This window comes from Klebsiella sp. GL120222-02, from assembly GCF_003097195.1.
Classification (GTDB): Bacteria; Pseudomonadota; Gammaproteobacteria; order Enterobacterales; family Enterobacteriaceae; genus Klebsiella; species Klebsiella variicola.
This window is the reverse complement of sequence record NZ_QEQO01000009.1, coordinates 185,215-204,748: the sequence shown is the minus strand read 5'-3', so window position 1 is coordinate 204,748 and position 19,534 is coordinate 185,215. Positions and strand designations below refer to the sequence as shown.

Here is a 19,534-nt window from a genome sequence, read left to right as displayed (position 1 = left end):
TGATATATTATTACCGCATAAATGATAAACACTACTGATCAAACTTGGCTGGGTAAGGATCTTCTTTATCTTTATCTTTATCCTTACAAGGATGCCGTAGCCATTTTTGCCAACCTTGAGGATCCTCCTGAATATCAATTTCGCTGTCAAAATCCTCCAGCTCGCAACTATCTAACTTCTCTTCAACACTGTGTTTATGGCGTATAAATGATGCCAACTGATCCTGGTCGAAGGTACCTGCAAGGTAGGGATAATTGATAATCATCTCAGCCGCCCCCTGGACTTGAAGCATTGTATTGATTCGACCAAAGAGGCGATCAACCCGTCCATTCCTCTGCTCGTTATCACCAGGAGTCCAGGCGATGCCATAATGATGAACTTGATTGCATTGAAGATGAAGATTCACGCCTTCCTGCAACACAGAGGTTGCTACCAGCACATTAGGGAAGAAAGGTGAATTAAATCCACGAATTAAACGTTCGCGATTTTTTGACTGCCCGCTGGCATACCAACTTGGACTACTCAAGCTAGTGAACTCGCGCCAAGTATATTGAGTATTATCTAGTTTCTGGCCAACAATTTTCACACATAGCGTTTCGAAAGTTTCAATGGCAGCCACAAAATAACGTAGCATCAGTGATCCATTCAATTTTGGGGTGACCCATTCTACAAAATGCTGATATCGCTGCTGGACCTCACCTGTTTGAGGTCGACGGTTGAACTCTGTAAACCAGCAATAGAGCTCAATGATCACAGGGCTGGCAAACAGGTAACCCGTGCGAAGATAGTTGGCAAAGTTCTCAATAATTGCCATACCGTTAGGCTGGTCACGCCACTTAATCAATTGCTCTTTTGCTGGCCGCGGCAGCTCATGAAACATCAATCCCCAAGCTGTGGGCAAAGCAGTGATATATTTGATTTTCTGAGCTGTTGTCGACTGCTGCAGCCGGGCATCTCTCGCGGCATCACCATAGCTGTCACGTTGACGTTCACCAGACTCTTTGCGGTAATGATAATGATAGGTCCCGGTCGTACCATCCAATGCAGGCTCAAGAAATAATGAAAAGAGGCTTTCAGGGCGACGGAAACGCAAACTAACGTTGGCGCAGTCGGTACTGCGCAGGCCCGTTTTCTTCATAACAAATAGCTCGGCAATTTTACTTGAAAGCTTTAGCTCGTTATCCGTTTCAGGCTCATCTGTCTCCCCGTCCTCCAGCATATGCTCATCAAAATCGGACTTTTCATTGGATTTTTCCGATAAAAGCTTAACAAAAATATCTCGGGACCAACCCGACTCTCGCCATTCTGCCAGCGCCTTTGCAGGTAGCTGCCAGACATTCATCAATCGCTCAGCCATTATTTCATCATAACGTGCGTTGATGCGCTGAGTAATTTCGCGTACAGATGGTATTCGACGAACAAAAACCAAATGCTTACTACAATGTAGCGGCTGAGACTGCTTGAACGGATCACTGGTAAAGCAGGCCTCTACCAGAGTGTCGTATTTGGGATGATCTGGAAAGCGGTTATAGATATCGTGAAACTGCCGGGTCAAGCTATTGAGCAGAGCAGAATCCGGCGCGTGGTTGAAGTCATTATGGATTTGCCCCTCTTCATCACTACTATTATCCCGCTCACTTGCGGTACTGCCCGTTGATTCAAACCCTTCAAGATAGCCATATAGCATGCGCCTGCCGCCACCTGCCTTTTTCTCTTTGTCCAGTTGAACTACGAGTTGTTTCTGATATAGAGCAAAAAACAACTCAGCATCCATCTTATTAGTAAAACTGGAAATGCTAGCGCGCTCATGACGATATTCATATTTGCTGTGGCTGCTCTCTCTGCCCTGCATTTTGCGCAGTCGGCGGATGGCAAAATCATTCATCAGCGCACGGACATCATCCTCTGCATAACGTTTTGGCATGTCACTGAAGTAGCTAAATATGTCATAAACATTTCGCGATGCTGAGTGATTTGGAGTTGCCGTCAACAACAGTACATTGCTCCCCAGCCGGTCCTGCGCATCACCAAAGAAGGCCTGAGCGGCGGCGGCACGCTGTGATCCGCTTCGATTACGAAAGTAATGAGCCTCATCGATTATAATTAAGTCAAACCCTCCTTTTCCAAGAGCTTGCTTAATCTGCTGACGATATAACACGCCATAAGACGCGGCAGCATTTAAAGCATCTTTTTTTTCATCTGGAGGGACCAGACCGCTTAGTGAATGGATAGTAGTAAGGTAAAAATGGTGAGATTTTTTCTCCACAGCGGCCGCCAGCTCCGCCAGTCTGCCATAAATTTGTGGGGCATATTTTGTCTTACCCTCTAAAGTGGTAAAGGCATTATGTTCAGCCCGATAGTGTATCTCTGTGAAAATGCTAAATTCTCTCTCCCAGTTATCACAGAGCGTCCTGTTAGGTGCCATAACCAGAATGCGTGCATCAGGTTTTGCCTGCCATAACAACAACATTACTCCCATCGCCTGATAAGTTTTCCCCATGCCGACTTCATCAGCAAGGAGTGCCAGTCGTTGTTTATTCAGCAAATTCCACAACCCAGCCACCCCCTCTGCCTGCTTCGCCGCCATGCTGGAAGCACCGGATTGATACTGCCAGTGCGTATCAGTCGCATCGAAATTCATCACGGCTGAAACCTCAACCGGGGTAATGATCTGTTTTAACTTATTCGCCATAACTACAGTCTTCCATGATAGCAGCGAGATAACGTAGGCTAGTGGCATCGCTAGTTAGGGGGGGAATTGCAACCTGTAGAGACTCCCACAAGTGCACAGCCACAGATATGGCTTCAGCCCCTTGTTTGTGACGTATGCTTTTAACACGCTTTCTTGCCAGAGCGGCCAGAGTGTTAACTTCTTGGGCCAGAAACCAGTTAAATACTAGCTGAGTCGGTTGATTTATACGCTCCCTGGCTATTTCAGCCAATTCCTGTAAGCAACCTGGTTCACTGAACAAACGACGATATAGATGAGTGCCATCGTCCGCGTCTGCTAGCCAGTTGCGCCGTTGTTGGATAGCCTGAAAGAGGCGGAAATAGCTAGTGGCATCTAAATTCATGACTTGCGCCATCCCCTCACTTTGCTCTTCATCCTGCGCTCCAGCACAGCGCAGCATAAGGCGATCACTCAATGCGGGATCCGCTGAATTCAGATAGCTGTTAAGTAAGTCATCTAGCGACTTAAAGCTCAACGCACGCCGGTTTTCAATACCGCTTTCAACGATCATGCCCTGCCAGTCGGTTATTCCTGTTCTACGAAGGGTATAAAAGGGGTTATCCAATACGGCATTGCTATTTAATACCGTCAATTGCCGGGGCGATTTCAGACCTATACCGGTAGCTTTCCATACCAATTCATTTGCCCCGTTGATACCGGGCAATATCAGTTGATAACCTGACGCAGGCTTACCACCGAACCATTGCCCGGAAATCTGATACTCACATCGAGTCCAGTCAAAAATAACGCTCAGATCGAAAGGTTGAAGTTCATCAGGCTCCAGCGCTTCTTCCTCCAACAATGCTTCACTGGCGAAATTCTCTTCATTAACATCATCCCATTCTTTGCCGCAAATCGTGATGTTACGAGAGACCGGATGCACAATTCCCGCTTCTACATTCCAGTTTGCCTCAGGTAAGCTGCTGCAACCCGGGTTGGTGAAATTCCAGGACCCCACGGCAAGTTGCGTACCGGTATTGCTTTTCGCCAGCCAGAGCTTGGCGTGGGTCATCAATGCACTATCGTCCTTGGGCACTGGAGAGCGATACACGGTAAGCTTTTTATTTGTAATCATTGCCTGAATACTGTCACTCCATCGAGTGCGGATATAACGTCCCTCAACCAAATCCGGAACCAGTTCTACGAGCACTTCATGCCCAATATTGTCGATAAACCCTGCTAAATCCTCAGCAAGATAAGGCGACCAAACACTGAGTGTATGAATCTCACCGCCGTTTTTTAATGCATCTAGCAGTGTGCAACCAGCCAGACTGTGAATAAATGACCAATCAGGATCATCACCGAGAAACTTGCGACGGGTTGGGAAAAATTCTTCATCATTCAGACTGTTATCAATTGTGGTAAAAAATCGTTTTACCTGCTGGTATTGGGCATTACTTGCAACACAACGAAAATCCACAGTTTCTTGATTTCGCCCCCACCCACTAAGCGTAAGGTTGGCACTGCCCGCACCCACAATAATCTTTCTGTAGTGATCTTCGAGATAAAATACTTTTGGGTGAAACAGCCCGCGCTCTTTATCCAGATAAGACTCTTCGCTTTGAGCCAGCTTACGCACCGACACCGGATATACCGCAATGGAGGTACGTTTCGGCTTTTCTTTCGCAATCATGCGCGGATCGCAGTAGATGCGGAAATCAATACCACTCTCATTCAGCGCACGCTGCAGACCTTCGTAATCCATACGACTAACGGGCGGGTCCATACCCAACACAGCAGGAAGTACCCACGTTTCAACAAAAGAGATATCCAGATTAAAGGTGGTGAGCCAGACACGTTTCAACATACCCATATCAGCAATTTGCTTTTTGAAGACATCTAACAGCTTCATGCAGAATGCCCCCATAAACCGTTCAGCAAATGTCTGAACTGTGGTAGATAATAACGGTTTACCCAGTCGCTATTCTGACGATCTTCGCGTAGCGAACATGGTGGTACCTGCAGCAAAATATCATCACCTTCAAGCAGGAGCCACGGGAACTGCCCCCTTGACTCCATTATCTTGTGATGATAATCCAGCAAGCCTCGAACCTGATCTTCCAGCGACGGCATACAGGCCAGTGCTAATAGTTGCTGAAAACGTCTGGCGGGCGTACCGGAAAGCGAGGAAAGGAGCACATCATTTTCCAGAAGTTGAGCCGCCTTTTGTGGCAGATCAAGTTCCGTAAGACCGCGCGACTGCCAGAATTGACGAAATTCTGCCAAAGTCTGACTACTCTGTCGGCGTAAGCCTGAAAACATCAGGTCGATCAGGGATAAAAATGGCTCCGCCTGACTGATATGTTGTAACTCCCTGAGGTCACTTTCATTCATTTCAGGCATACTTTTCGCCTGATGCATGGCACGTTTGAAAACTTCAGCATCTGTAAGCTCTAACTCGTCCAAACGTTCCTGCTTGAGTACCCGATAAATAGCACCCGCTGCATATTTATCTAACCCCGTTCTTTGTAGCCAGAATATTCGCGAATAATCCCCGACCATTTTCGGGTCGCGGAATGCCTTTACATACGCCTTTTTTAGGCCGACAGGAATATCTTCGAAAAATGGGTTGAGGTCGCGCTTATGTGAGGCCTGCATTTTCAATTGCATGTAAGTCAATGCCGCTGCATGTAATTTTTTCAGCTCTGGTACATTCCGAATAAATGCCTCTGCTGCCTGCCACACTGGCTTGCTTTCCGGCAGATCATAGCGATAATCAGTAGAGAAAAAATGCATTTTCATCATTGGCGATTTATAGCGCCCATTGGTACCAAGAGCGATCTGATTAGTCAGTAACTCACTACTTTTCTCATGACCAAAAAGTATCTGAGGATTTTTATTTGCAGCGTTCCATTTAGATCTGGCTTTATTAATACCCTGCACACCAGTGAGAGTGACACCTCTTTTTTCAGCCGCCAGCATGGAGTAGATATAAATATTTTCCAAATGGATCAGACAGGCAACTCTAAACTCATGTAATTGCTTTTTGGGATACAGACCTTTCATCACGCCTGAAGTTTGCAGCTTTTCATCGACCAGTATCTGGCGCAATACGCTGTGATGCAGCAGATTCAGCGTATATTGCCGTACATCATTTGCGATAGAAGTAATACGGCTATGAAAGATGTCCTGCCCCCAGGACGACCAGATGACTAATTGCCCAAGCGGATCCACATTCAACTCACCCGTTAGCGAGTCATCGTATTCAGTCAGAAATTTCTCGATGTACATTTCGTTGCGTCAGTCGCTTATGCCCACAGGGCTAACAACACGCAATCAGTGCACTGCGAAAGCCCTTCCATGTTCCACTTTCTTTCCTGGCACTTACCAAATCAGCAAATCAGTGGCCGATATTGATGAGTGCTAAAATGCAGATAACCAGAAGCTGTAGCTTCTGGTTATCTGGCTGGATTACTCGCTTTCAGGCTCCAGTAAGAAACTAGGTTTACCGTAAGATGAAACAAACAGTCCTTTTACCGCGCGGGTTGCAGCCACATGGAGCAGCGCACGTTCATTAAATAATGCATCACGTTGTTCAACAGGATCGTCAGATGCTATGGCTTTTACTTCCGGTACAACGCCATCGTTGATACCCGCAAGGAACACATACTGGAACTCTAGCCCTTTAATGCGGTGCATTGTTGCAATGCGAACACCGGCCCGTTGATCACTGTCGCCACTATCATTCCCTAAATTAAAAGTTTCAATTCCCGCTTCATTCAGAGCTGACACATAGCGCTCATTCGTATGCCTCGTGCGGGAAGTAATGCAGATATCCTGGGAACGGACATCATTGGCTAACAGCGCCTGAATTTGCTTGATAATCGTCTCAGCCTCTTCCTTAAAATCTGAAGCATTAGTAATCATGGGTTTTTCACCATGAAGCAATGATAAATAATCGTTGCAGGAATCAGTTTCACCATCCAGGTTGTCAACCTTAACGCCGGTTAATAACCCGACGGCAAACTGTCGCGTCTCTTCTGTAGTCCGGTAGTTAATTTTCAGTTTTTTACTACGACGCCCACGAACATTAATCCCACACTGACCGAGCACGACTTTATTGCGGTAAATACGCTGATGTCCATCACCCACGATAAAGAGATCGTTAGGAGACTCTGGAACCAGGCTACGAATAAGGGTAAAGGCCGGTGCGCCTATATCCTGAGCTTCATCGACTACAATACTGCTATAAGGCAATTGCACCTGTTTTTCTTTAAACAGAATGATTGCCTCATGCATGGCATCTCCCATCTCTCGCAGTTTGGCTCGCGCCATTTGTGCCCGGAACTCTTCAAACACAGGCCAGATTTTCGCGCGCTGAATACGTGATAACGCCGTGCCACGACCAATACGGCTCACCTTCAGATATTCTTCACGACTGTAAACTGCATTCGGCTGAACAACACGTTGCCACTCTTCAGAATAAAAGTTTTCCGGTAAACCCAGTTCAGCAGGGACTTGCTGCAAGGCATAGTTCCAGCATTTACGTCGCCCTTCATCGCTGTCATACACCACGCGGAAATCATATCCATGGCGTTTCAGTTGCTCGCTCATCCAGGCATCAATGTTAACAACTTCAATACGCGCCATCTCCTCACGACTACACAAACGCTGGAGGTTGGCGCGAATATCCGCCGCCAGGTTACGGGTGAAGGTTGTGAACAGAACTTTTTTACCGGGTTTATCGGCCAGGCGTTGGGATAACCAACGAGCACGATGCATCGCAACAACTGTTTTTCCCGTGCCTGCACCACCCAATACACGTACCGGACCATTTGCCGGAGACTCCACCAGTTTTCGCTGGCTCGGGTGCAGGAATACACGCCATTTTTCCAGTGGCGCATTGAGCATTTGCAGTAGCTCCTGTTCATTTTCAACGACATGGAAACGACGTTTACTTCTCTCAATTGCCTCAATAAAGTCCTTGGTATCAACAGGCTCATCACGGTGATCGTTAAACTCCTCCAGCACTTCCTGGTAATCCAGACCTTCTGCCAGCCAGTGTAGGGGCTCCCAGGCTTCTGCAGGCATCACGCTTTCCAGCTGATTCAGCCCTGTGGTATCCACAAGAGCCATCACCTGCTCAATAAACACAGGAGGAACACCCAGCGCGAGGATCTGCTCTGCCGTATACGCAGCAAAGAGTTTGGGTTTATCAACAACAGTCGGCTCGGGGGTAGGTTTGATATAGCTGGTATCAATCACCTGAATCGCACCGGTTACCGGGTGAATCGCACATTCGTGTCGCCGCGCCCAGTCGTAGGCTTCGTCATGCTTATCCACCCACATCAGCATATACAGAGCACCCTGCTCAGGTTTCAGGACGATCCCCCGGTAGGTTTGGTCTATACGCACGGAATGCACATTATTGCTGCGTGCATCGTGGATCTTTTCGTAGTTCAGCCCATTACTCGTCGGATCCTGGCGGAACTTAGAGATGAATTCCTGGACCTTTTTTTGCTGCGCTTTAGGAATCCGCGCAAAAGCCCCCAGAAAACCATCAGAAAGTGCCACCTTTGGCGTTGGAATCGTCATTTGTCACCTCCGGACAGATGCTGCAATGTATTTTCGTCAATTGGCCCGAATGCAACGTGCCAACCCTTACTTGCGAATAAAGCAGTAAACTCCTGATTATCAATAATCAAGGCTTGCTTTTGTAATGGCCAGGCGAGATCGGCTTCTGCAATAATTTCGCCATCGTCATCCTGCAATTCATATCCAACCGTCGGTGCCGGAAGCGATAACGACTGAAGCAAAGCGATTTCTTCTGCGCCCAATAAGCCAAACTCAAGTATTTCTGCCCAGCTCTCGTCAGGCTGAATATCCACTACAACCGAAGTCTGCATTTTTACCGTTTCAGCCTCCTGCGGTAAATGAACCGCTTTACGGCTGGTAAATGTCATATCTGGCAGGAACTGCAGTAAATTCACCATCCACCAGAAACCGTTAAATCCGGCTTCATAGCCATCATCCTGGGAATAACGATCGTCAAAGCAAATATGCAGCCTCAACCAATTTCGCATTTGTTCAATGCTTGTCGTTGATTTAATGGCTTGTTGCGGTACAACAGCTGCCAGCTCAATGAACTGTTGTGATGAACTACAGCTATCCAGTAAACCACCAAATACAAAAGGTTCATCAGGCAAAAGTGCATTCAACCGATAAGCGGGAGCGTTCTCCTGCATTTCATAGGCGTACTTTTGTTTGGCTCCAGTATCCTGCGACTTTTTAGGATCCAGCCACACCCAAGCAAAGGCAGCAGCCATTTTCTGCCATAGCAGAGTTTTATTACCGGGATCAGAGAGATAATCGAGTAGCAGTGCAAAACTGTTTCTCTCCCGGAATGAACCTTCAAGCGTAGCAAAGTTTGTATCATGGAACAGGTTATAAAACTTAGGCTGTTTCATATCCGGATTATGGCCAAGCCCCATAACATTCTGTACATGTTTAATGCCTTGTTCTTGAAGGTCAGCCCAGGTCAGTGTCCATACCCAAAAATTACCGCTGTCTTTAATCGCCTGCCGTTTTTGGACATCATCCGACACGCTATCTTTATGAAAAGCAAAACCATCCAGGAAAATTGCTACCGGTTTTATCTTTTCTGACTGCATCAGAGGGTAGAGCACATAATCTGGTCGGCTAAGGATGCCAACCCCTTCTTTAACCCCTAAATCAATCTGTGCTTTGAGATGCCAGCTCATCGCCGGTTCTGTACGGGTATTAATAATCCAGCCTGCATTCTGATGGGCATAACTCCGGCTCACGAGAAGATTTTTGTTATCCTGCAGGCAGTGAATGAACCGTTTTTCCAGTTCACTCCCCATCATGGCATCAAGCGAAATGTTTTTGATGGAATCAATAACGCGTATAGAAGCACTGGCCTTCAGGATTTTCGCCAGTAAGAGACGCGCCTGATCTCTTGATACATACTTCATACGCCCGCGGTCACGGTAAGCGTAAACACAGCGATAGCAGCCGTCTTTATGCGTATCATGGTTGCAGCTGCATTCCACTAGCGCCTTGTAGGCCAGCTCAAGTAATTTCAGAAGGTTGTCAGGTGTACGCATCAATTCTTTGAGTGAGCCAGTCCCCCCTGGTACGGTGTCGTAAATCACCAGATACTGACGCCAGGATTCGCCCTCATTTTCCGGCTCGCGATACACCACGCCTTTCAGATGATCCACGTTACCTTTGAAGTAATGTTTAAGCCCAAGCTGAATGGCTGCACCCAGGGAGGCTTCCACCACGCGATCGTTGCTGTAGCTGGTCACTGGCAGCAGGATACGCAATGCCTCAGATTCCAGTTGGCGATAAAGGTAGAGATAATCTTCAAACTTCGCTTTTTCGGGTTCAGCGCGATATTTACAGCTCAGGTCATGACGAGGTTCATGATCGCGAGGGCGCTGCACCATGCCGCAGCCGAGGCAAACTTTAAACCCGGTGCGTTTCTTTGCCTCTCCTGCGATCATCAGTTCATTGGCATCATCCGCCATTTTGCCAAAGTTGATATCTCGCAGAGTCACTTTGCTCAAAAACTCAAAGCCAAACGGGATTTCTCCTTCATCAATGGCATAAGCGGCCGATACATCCTCTTTTTCGAAGCTGACCAGCAGCTGTCGCTGGAAGAATGCCGGTTCTCGGCTATCGCTCTCATCACTGATCTGGCTGTCCCGGGCGCTTGAGCGGGCATAAACCTGGCGAAGCTTCAGTAACGTCGTTTTTTGTCCGGCATCAGCCCAACCTGGTGTGCCGCATTTAGGGCAGTATTTATGCTGATCGCCGGTCTGATCGATATTCTCGCTGTAGTTACAGTGGCTGCAAATACGCCAGTTTTCAGGCTCAGACAATTTAAGATCAATCTGTTCGATTTCAACTTTATGCCCGCCCGCATAGAAGTTATTCAACGGGGCCAGTTCAGCCAGCGCCGTTGATGCCGGACGTTCGTATTCGTAGGTCGTGTTCTGATACTCACGCGTCTCCCCACCGTCTTTACGCCGCCACAGCACAGAACGCAGCGTAATACCGGCCTCCGGGAAGGCATAGTTGGGAAGTAATCCTTCATCGGTGAGGAAATTAAGCGTTTGCTTGTTATTGATCTGGTTCACCAGGGCCATCAGCGCCTGACGTTCCGAAGTCAACTCGCGCATATCGCTGTCAAAGTTTTGATCGTGCGGATCGCTCTCTAGCTTGTCGATACTGCGCTTGAGTTTATCAATCCGGGAACGCAACGATTTGCGATCTTCCACCAGCAGTTTTAATGCTTGTTCGATACGTTGAACCAGAGAACGCTGCCCTGATGCCCCTTGCAAATATGACAGTAACTGTAGACGAGTGTCTTCCGTAAGATCAGGGAAGATGGATGAGAACTGCTGAGCAATATACACATGATGCTGATCAATATAACGCAGGAAGTTATAAGGGAACCCAGACTTGTGTCCAAACTCCAGCTCGTCCAGCATCTGCTTCACGTTTTTGCTGATAGCAGATGCCGGGACGCCGGTTTTCACCCAGTTGTCCATGCAGAATGCAGCCAGCTGACGCTCCAGGATAGCCGTTGCGTTCAGGAACACACCAGGGGCCTGTACCTGCCCTTGCATCATCTCCAGAGGCTCTTCAAAGAAGAACTGATCGTGCGGGTTCCCCTCAGCCACAGTGATGTTAAGTGCATTGCCGTCTTTACGCCCGGCACGACCAATACGCTGTAAGTAATTAGCCTGCGCGGGTGGAACAGAACAGAGTAATACCGTAGAAAGGTCACCCACATCGATACCCATCTCCAGCGTCGGTGTTGCCGAAAGCAGGTTGATATTCCATGGCTGATTACCGCGGTAGAACGATTGTTCCGTAGCCTCACGATCTTCACGGCTCAGTAATCCGGTATGCTCTGCCCCCTGAACACGAGCGATGTCCATATTATCCCAGTGCCAGGTCACTGTATTTTCAGTTTCCTGATAGCGGCCTTCACAGCGCAGAGAAAGACATGGCGCGTTTCGCCAGTGCCACCCCTGATCGGCCGGTGCCCGAACAACCTCACGACAGCAAGAGCAGTTTAGCTGAACAACATCGCGGCTCACCACCAGCGCCGAAGGTACTAGCCCCCATGCTTCTTTGCCTTTTGTATCAAAATCTTTTACCAACCCGGCCATTTTCAGTGCCGCAAACAGACGTCGTAAAACCGTCTCTGCCAGGCTGCTGATAAACAGATTATTACCGTTGCTGAGTGTGCGGTTGATCCAATGCTGATACCAGCTGGGGTTGGATTTCGCACCAATCAATCGATGGAAGCCATTTATTTTTTCAAACGAGGCATAGGCCGGTTTACGCGTTTTCGGACCAATAGATGGCATATAGCGTGAAGTTCGCTCCTTCTGCGTCATCATAAAGGTCTTACCCTCACGACGATAACTTTCGAACGCCGGATGCAGAACAGCTCCCGCCTGCCGCTGATGCCAAAGAACGCCAATAACCAGGTGTGCCACCTGCTCAACGCTGACCCCAACCATTTCATCACCCAGCTCTTCGACAAGCTGTTGGTGAAGCGCCGTTATCGCTGAATTGAAACGTGCAACATCAACTCCTGCAGCTGCGTAACCGGTGGCCTCCAGCGTACGTCCAATTCGTGCGCGTAGGGTAAATTCGCTGTATACCTCCCAGTCGAGACGAAGAGAAACCAGCTCCGGTAAATCGGAACTCTCTGCCAGCTGGCCTTCGTTCTTCAACGTCTGGTAATCGTTCATCCACTGCATGTTGGGCGCGATGAAGCTCGCGGCAAAATGGGCATCATCCGGTGAACGTTCACGCGTCTGCTGGCAGACACGTGCCGCAAAGGCATCCAACGGTAACGTTTCTTTTTCACCCAACACGCTGGCGATTTGTCCGCGTACCATCAACGGCCAGGTTCGGGCGGTAAAGAAACTGGCGCGGTGTGCGGCATCCTGTACCGAGTCAGAAAACGTAATCAGTTTTTTATGTTCGTTGAACTGGCTGCCATAAAGCTGATGGATCATCACCGCCGACAGGCTGGCTGCCTGTGACCCAAGAATCGAAATACCCTGTTTGCTGTTGCAGTACGGGCATTCGTTGGCAAATTCCAGCTCATCCTTACGCTCTTTGAGCATATCCGGGATAAGTACTTGTAGCAGACCAGTATGGCCACAATGCCCGCACTGCACGTTAGATTGCTTATTGAGCTTTAAACAGGAAGGGCACAGCTTCTGGTGAACACCGCTGACAGGTTTATCGTTGTTATCCGGGAAGGCCAATACAATAGAACGGCCTTTTTCGAAGAACTGACGATAAATACCGTCCAGATCAGTTTCGAGTTGAACGCTCTGACCATGGCGCAGGCTCGCCCACCCGGTAGCATGGCAGTCACGACAGTGAATAACGGGAAGATAATGTTCGCGATCTTCCACCGCGACATCATCAGCAAAAACAAGCTTAGGTGTTTTTGACACGCTGGCAACCAGGCGGCGCATCTCGCGCAACCACAGCTGAGAACGTAGTTGCACAAAAGGCAGTACGGGCCGCGCTTTGTTCACCTGTAGGCGCTTTTCCCGATCTTCCTGTTTTTCTGGAACCTCCAGGCGTGCCTGGGCAATTAGTGCCAGAATGCTTTGCAGCACGCGGGTTGCATGCCCGGCGCTTTCCGCCAGCATCACCTGGAGATTTTCCAGGCACTGCTGTTCCGACAAAATTCCCCCCTGCAAATCCTCAAGGAGTACGTGCAGGATGCTGTGGCGACGTAACAATGAGCCCAACTCAATACGCTTTTCACGTCCGAGATCGCTGTCCAGATCGGCAGGTAATTGCAGTGAACTATCCGGAAACCATAGTGGAATTTGTCCGTTCAGATAATCTACCGGGCTGGCGTACGTTTGCGGATCCAGCGCCGCGCTGACATCCTGTCCCGGATACTGACTGTACTCGATGGTATAACCTTGCAGATACTCTGCCGCCGTGTAGCGATCTTCGCGAATAACCGCGTCATCGCTAAACGGCTGATCAAAGATCGTTTTCGCATAATCGAGTAGTTGCCCCAGTTCGTCACCTACGGTAGCCGACGTTCCCACACAGGCAAAACGCTTGTCATCAACACCGATATGATGCTTTAAGCGGCGCACCAGACAGGCCAGATCCGACCCCTGCGCACCATCAAACGTATGCAGTTCATCCACCACCAGATAACGCAGTGACCCTGGCTGGTTATAGCGCCAGAGCTTCTGATCGCCGGGGCGCATCAGCAGGTAATCCAGCATCTTATAGTTGGTCAGCAGGATATCCGGTGGGTTCTCGCGCAGGGTATGTTTGCAGGTGATGACTTTATCCGCAGACATCTTTTTGCTGGGCTCGATTTCACTGTCGCCGACAAACAGCCCGACAGTCACTTTGCCATGTAGTTGCGGATCGCTGGCGATGGTTTTAGCGAAACGGCTGGCCTGATCGGTTGCCAGGGCGTTCATTGGATAAATGATGATCGCTTTAACACCGGCCTCTGATGCCCCAGCACAATGGTTAAGCAGCGGGAACATAAAACATTCCGTTTTACCGGAACCCGTCCCGGTCGCCACCAGCGTCGGCTGAGGCGTCTCGATACCCAGGCGCTGAAACGCCTGCGCCTGATGCGCGTGCGGTGGGAACGGCAGCGTCAGGTAAGGGAAGAAGTTCAGCGGTAAGTCACTTTTACGAAACGGCAGCTGAGCGGAAAGATACGGCCCTTTCAGCAGCGTTTCCGGCTGGGACAGAAATTGCTCCAGCATAGAGACGTTATTGTTTTCTTCACCGTTAAACAGCGGGCTGTTAAGCGGAAAGGCAGCCCGTAAAAAGGAAGCAACGCTGTCGGCAACCTGCCGACTAACAACGGAAGGCAGCATCAGGCGCTCTCCTTATCTTGTGCAAAGAATGCCCAGGCCACTTTATAATCGTCTTCACGGTCAGGTTTGATAAAAGGTGCCTGCCAGACGACGGTTCGGCGCTCGCCTTCATCGCTGCGGGTATAATCATCAAAAGTGGCGCTAACAGTGCCGGTTTGAAAATGCTTGACATCATCCCAGCCGATGGCTTGATCGGTACAGTCGCCACCGGTCCAGTCCGGGCTGTCGACATCAAAGACAAAACCGTTTTTCAGGTCAGCTTTACGCGCGGTACGCGGCAGGCCAACGCCCACTAGGCCTTTACTTGGGGTAAAAATAATGCGGCCGTTTTGATCGTACCAGGTGTCCGCTTCGTACTGACGCATGACCGGGAACTGAACGCGATAGATAGTAAGTAGTTCTTCGAGAGTTAACCCTAGCGCCTGCGCCACCAGCACGTCGATTTCCACCAGCGCCTGACGGCGGCTGTAGTCGGAGCGTAAAGCGCAGTTACGCTGCCACTCTGGGGTCAGATTGGCGAAGAAATTCTGAGGGAGCTGTGGGAGATCGCGGCTCCAGCGTTGGGTGTTGAATTCTTGGGTGTAGCAGGATTGCCAGAGATTAGCATAAGCGGTACCTACACCCATCAATGTTAAGCCACGTGCGACTAACTGCCTTCCAGCTTCGCAGACCAAAGGCATCAGTTTTAGTAATTCATCTCTAAAGTTTGATTTACCAGTACTTTTAACCCAAAAATCAAATGCAATGGACAGTGATGCCGTTGTAAATAATGTCAGGCGATGAGTATCGCTGAAAACCGCCGAAAAACAACCATCTATATGCCCTACTGCAGGTGGTATAAGCGTTGGAATTAGAGTTCTTTCCCCAGACTGGCTCAGCATTTTTCTGGCAACGTAACGATAATAATCCGTCACCTTTCTCGGTTCATCTTCACCCGGTTCAGTCCAAGTAACGCGTGGAGTACGTTTGGCATACTCCTGCGCATCACATGCCGGAATATAGTTAGTGCGAGGCAAATAGTCGTCGGGCAATGTTAGCAAGTCCAGGCAATCATAATCGCTGTTTAACGTACAGTTTTCTCGTGGCGTCTTGTAGAACGGAGCCCCAACAAAGAAGTGTGGGCCAGACAAGACCCATTGTGATGCATCTTGAGGGAATTGAGTCTTACGTAGTATTGTCCCATCCCTCTGCGCATAAGTTTCATCGAACATAACCGTTGAAAAATATTGACCTTGCAAATCACCTAATCGCTTCGGCTGGCTAGCAAATTTCTCCAACACCGCTACAAGTTGTTCTGCGTGCAAAGCTGGCAGACGAGCCTGCCATGCAGGAGTTCCTTCACTGTCATACAGACGAGCAAATAAAGAGAGCTCCTTTAAACCAATATGAATTAGCCGTGAACGATGGCCCGATGTATTCCAGGAAACTTTGATTTTGCCTTCAATTTCCTGCTCATCTTTGATACCCGGAACAGGACCAGCGTTGTTGTGTTCAAACGAGGCATCAATAGCGCTTACTGCGTAAACATTTGACATGTTAATAAAGGACGGCTTTATATTCTGCGGTCCATAGATATTGATACTGAACATCGTTGCATGATGAACCTCGGCAAAAAGGCTCAATTCATTATGAAATTGAAAATGCGCCCTCAGCCTCGGATATACCGACGCACGCAGCTGCCCACCTTTTGGATCATCATAAATTCCTTCCGGGTGCAGGAAACCTGCCACGCCTTTCTGCGCCCCTAAGCGCCATGCCTGCGGCAGGAAGCATTTATACAGATTAGTCTGCACGCCACGCAGCACCGGGTAGTTCTGCTGCGCATTCAGGAAGTTTTGCATCCCTTCGCAGCCTTCATACTCGCTGCGCCAGGCATTTTCGAGCAGCGGAATTCGATTGAAGGTTTCATGACGCAATGTCGCCAACTTCGAAGCACTCAATCGGCCTAGAACAAACTCCGGCTCGTAGTCGCCCAGCACACCCGCTTCCTGCCATTCCACTTTCAGCCACGGCGGGTTTCCAAGCATCAGGTCAAAACCACCACGCTCGGCGTACAGATCGCAGAATTCCAGATCCCAATGGAAGAAACGGTGCTGCTTTTTCAGCGCATCAACAATCGCCAGACGCGGCAAATGGCGGAACAGCACATCGGTTTTCAGGCGACCTGCACCGGAAAACAGCGAAGACTCTTCACGCACCATGCCCTCGTCGGCAAACAGATCGCCGGTGGCCTGTTCTGTACTTTCTATCACTCTTTCCGTGACGACAATACCGTCGAGCAGAGTCTCCATCTCCATCAGCCACATACCGCGATCCGGCAGTTCATCCGCTTTGTCGATCGGCCAGAACCACAGCGCGCACCAGTAGTCCATCACCCAGCGCAGTTTCTGATAGGTACTGTTATCTTCGAGGCGGCCGCTGAAGGTTTCATCTTTGCTGCTTAAAGAAGAGCGAACTTGAGCCGTATTTTCCGCAGGCCATACCGGGTAATTGTCGGCGGTTTTCTGACGCTCGGCTTTCAGCTGCTGACGAAACGTGTTCCAGAGCGCTTCCACTTTGCCGCTGATGCGCTGCACATCAACAATCTCATGTGGAGCAAAGCTTTTAGTAAACTCTTTGCGCCAGCTATCCAACGCTTTGAAATCATCCGGATAGCGCTGCTTGACGGTTTTGTCGCTGTAGTTGGCCATGCCGCTGTCCGGTAGCAGGAAGTGGAAAATCTGCTTCTCTTCGCGTGGAATATTCATCGCCAGCTCGGCTGGCTCGCTGTTAAGCCAGCTCGGATCTTTCGCTTTTTTGTAGGTCAGTTCGCTCTTGTTGAACACCTGACGCCGCGCCCCAACCAGCGAGTTGCCGCAGTGCAGCTGGTAGCCAAACCACGGTACAAATGCATCGCCGCTGATGGCATTCAGCCACAGCGACACTTCCGCCAGTTCCACCGCCACCGGGTTCAAGTCCACGCCGAATACGTTGTTGTCGGCAATGTACATTTTCACCCGTTGCAGCTCCTGGGTGTAGCGATCCTGAGGAATGCGGCGACCTTCCGCCTGCTGTTTGTGGAACAGGTAAGCTTCCGCTAGCTGGTTGATGGCTTCGTTAAGGAACGCCGCGCTGCCCATCGCCGGTTCGCACACGGTGAGGTTTAATATTGCGTCGGCTTTGGCGTGCGGATCGGTAATCGGATCAATCTGCTCTTTAAACAGTTCTTTCAGGGCATACTTGACTAACGATCGGGTCAGTACTTCCGGGGTGTAGTAAGAGGCTGATTTTTCGCGGTCTCGCCCGGCCATGCGGTAGATAAAGCTGCCTTTACGGTGAATACGCAGGCTGCCGTCTTTTTCGTAGACCTTCTCATCGTCGTGGTATTTACCGATCTCGTCTTTGCTAACGAAATAGCCAGTCTCCAGCTCGTTAAACTCTTCTCCAGCTTTTTTCACCTCGTAGAGGTCATCACTGGCAAAGAATCCTCGATAGGAGAGCAGCGCTTCATACACTGCACCTAACTGGTTGATACCCAACTGACGATAGGAGATACGCCCCCGGCGGTTGAAACGTCCTTTACCCGGGCGGCTTAACGACATCGCCTGAATAATTTGTTGCAGGGTTTCGTTGCGAAACACCACGCGGTTAAGAATACGGGTGTTACTCGCTTCAAACAGATGGCTTTCAAGGCGCGGTACACTGAACTGATGGCTATGAATAGTGATCCGGTCGCCGCTCTCCAGGTCGCCCTGCATTTTCACGCCGCCGCTGTAGCCGTCACGCACCAGTTTGAACAGCATATTCAGGCTATCGTGAAAGTAGCGCCCGTTGCGATCTTCTTCGCTGGTCAGCGGGATCATCTCCAGATCGCGCAGCGTTTCCAGACTGTATCCCTGCAGATAGGTTTTGGCGGTCATCGGCGCATAGCCCAGTTCCGGGCGCGCTTCGATATAGAACAGGAACAACAGACGATACATATACCGCAGGCATTCGCGGCTCAACTCATCCGGGTTAATAGCACGTTTCCCGGTATAATAAGCCAGCTCGTTGTCGATGAGATAACGCATCGCTTCATTACCCAACAGCTCAATGCTCTCACGCAGGGCATATTTCAGATCTTCCGACACGCCAAACGCATGCTTGTGCGAATTGTCATCCAGCGAATCGAGGTACGGAGCACCACTGCCTGGCAACAGCGAATCTTTGTGTAGCAACACCGACGCCGCTTTCAGGGTATCTATCTCGCGACGACTTAAAATTTCTTCAAAATCAAAACGCAGCAGACGGTTTTGCGCCCACTTAGTACGATCCAGCAATAGCAGCTGGCGGTTGCCGAGCAGCAGCACAAAACGCGGCGGTTCATTTTGCGTAAAGACCACCGTGGAGAGTAGATCCTGCCAGCTGCGGTATTCGCCGTTCGCTTTCTTACGCAGGCTGTCGCGCTTATGTTTGTCGGTATCCGCCGGGAATTGCGCGGTCAGTAAGGAGAGCGCCAGCGGGTCCAGCGTTCCCTCTTCCTGATCGTGTGCTTCAACAATCCACAGCCACGGACTACCGTCAGTGCTGTTGTAACGCGCCAGTACCGGCAGTGGTGTATCGTCATCCAGCATCTGAATGTGCGGATTAAGTTCATAACCCAATGCCTTTAACAGCGGCTGCCAGCGAGTGCGCTGATCGGCAAGACGCTGCGGGATCTGGCGCTGTTTTTCATGTTCAGTGAGTCTACGGAAAAAATCTGTTGCCAGGCTGTTAAGCTGATTCCATGGCGCGCGGTAGCCCGCCTCAACCTCTTTGCCCTGTTCGCGGGCAGCGCGTTCAGCTTCGCGAGCGGCATTTTCCTGCTCAATCCAGGGCTCCAGAACATCGCGGATGTCGCTGGTAAAGACTTCGCCCAGATAGTGGTTGGAGTAAAATTCGTTTTCGTTATTAATACCGACCAGCGCCATGT

The 19,534-nt window shown here is 49.6% G+C and carries 6 protein-coding genes; all 6 read right to left on the bottom strand.

The genetic code is table 11. The features are described 5' to 3' along the window. Positions 1-31: 31 nt before the first annotated feature. Positions 32-2,692 carry a DEAD/DEAH box helicase family protein gene (locus tag N438_RS23460; RefSeq protein WP_116696543.1) on the bottom strand — a complete coding sequence of 887 codons (2,661 nt, stop codon included), beginning with the start codon at positions 2,690-2,692 and terminating at the stop codon, positions 32-34. Then, the gene (locus N438_RS23455; RefSeq protein ID WP_116696542.1) at positions 2,682-4,583 is read right to left on the bottom strand and encodes a hypothetical protein; all 1,902 of its coding nucleotides are present in this window, start codon (positions 4,581-4,583) and stop codon (positions 2,682-2,684) included. Before N438_RS23455 ends, N438_RS23460 begins: the two co-directional genes overlap by 11 nt. Further along, positions 4,580-5,962, bottom strand: a complete 1,383-nt coding sequence (locus N438_RS23450; protein ID WP_022650300.1) for a hypothetical protein — start codon at positions 5,960-5,962, stop codon at positions 4,580-4,582. The genes N438_RS23455 and N438_RS23450 overlap by 4 nt, the downstream gene beginning before the upstream one ends. Positions 5,963-6,142: 180 nt before the next feature. Continuing rightward, positions 6,143-8,266 (bottom strand): ATP-dependent helicase, encoded by a 2,124-nt coding sequence (locus tag N438_RS23445; protein ID WP_022650299.1) that lies wholly within the window; start codon positions 8,264-8,266, stop codon positions 6,143-6,145. Next, positions 8,263-14,604: a DEAD/DEAH box helicase gene (locus N438_RS23440; RefSeq protein WP_116696541.1), complete on the bottom strand. Its 6,342-nt coding sequence runs from the start codon at positions 14,602-14,604 to the stop codon at positions 8,263-8,265. The genes N438_RS23445 and N438_RS23440 overlap by 4 nt, the downstream gene beginning before the upstream one ends. Beyond that, positions 14,604-19,532 carry a class I SAM-dependent DNA methyltransferase gene (locus tag N438_RS23435; protein ID WP_022650297.1) on the bottom strand — a complete coding sequence of 1,643 codons (4,929 nt, stop codon included), beginning with the start codon at positions 19,530-19,532 and terminating at the stop codon, positions 14,604-14,606. Before N438_RS23435 ends, N438_RS23440 begins: the two co-directional genes overlap by 1 nt. Positions 19,533-19,534: the final 2 nt, after the last annotated feature.

Bases quoted from the DNA above. Each gene is read 5' to 3' on its own strand.
- N438_RS23460 (WP_116696543.1), bottom strand. From the start codon at position 2,692: ATGGCGAATAAGTTAAAACAGATCATTACCCCGGTTGAGGTTTCAGCC.
- N438_RS23455 (WP_116696542.1), bottom strand. From the start codon at position 4,583: ATGAAGCTGTTAGATGTCTTCAAAAAGCAAATTGCTGATATGGGTATG.
- N438_RS23450 (WP_022650300.1), bottom strand. From the start codon at position 5,962: ATGTACATCGAGAAATTTCTGACTGAATACGATGACTCGCTAACGGGT.
- N438_RS23445 (WP_022650299.1), bottom strand. From the start codon at position 8,266: ATGACGATTCCAACGCCAAAGGTGGCACTTTCTGATGGTTTTCTGGGG.
- N438_RS23440 (WP_116696541.1), bottom strand. From the start codon at position 14,604: ATGCTGCCTTCCGTTGTTAGTCGGCAGGTTGCCGACAGCGTTGCTTCC.
- N438_RS23435 (WP_022650297.1), bottom strand. From the start codon at position 19,532: ATGGCGCTGGTCGGTATTAATAACGAAAACGAATTTTACTCCAACCAC.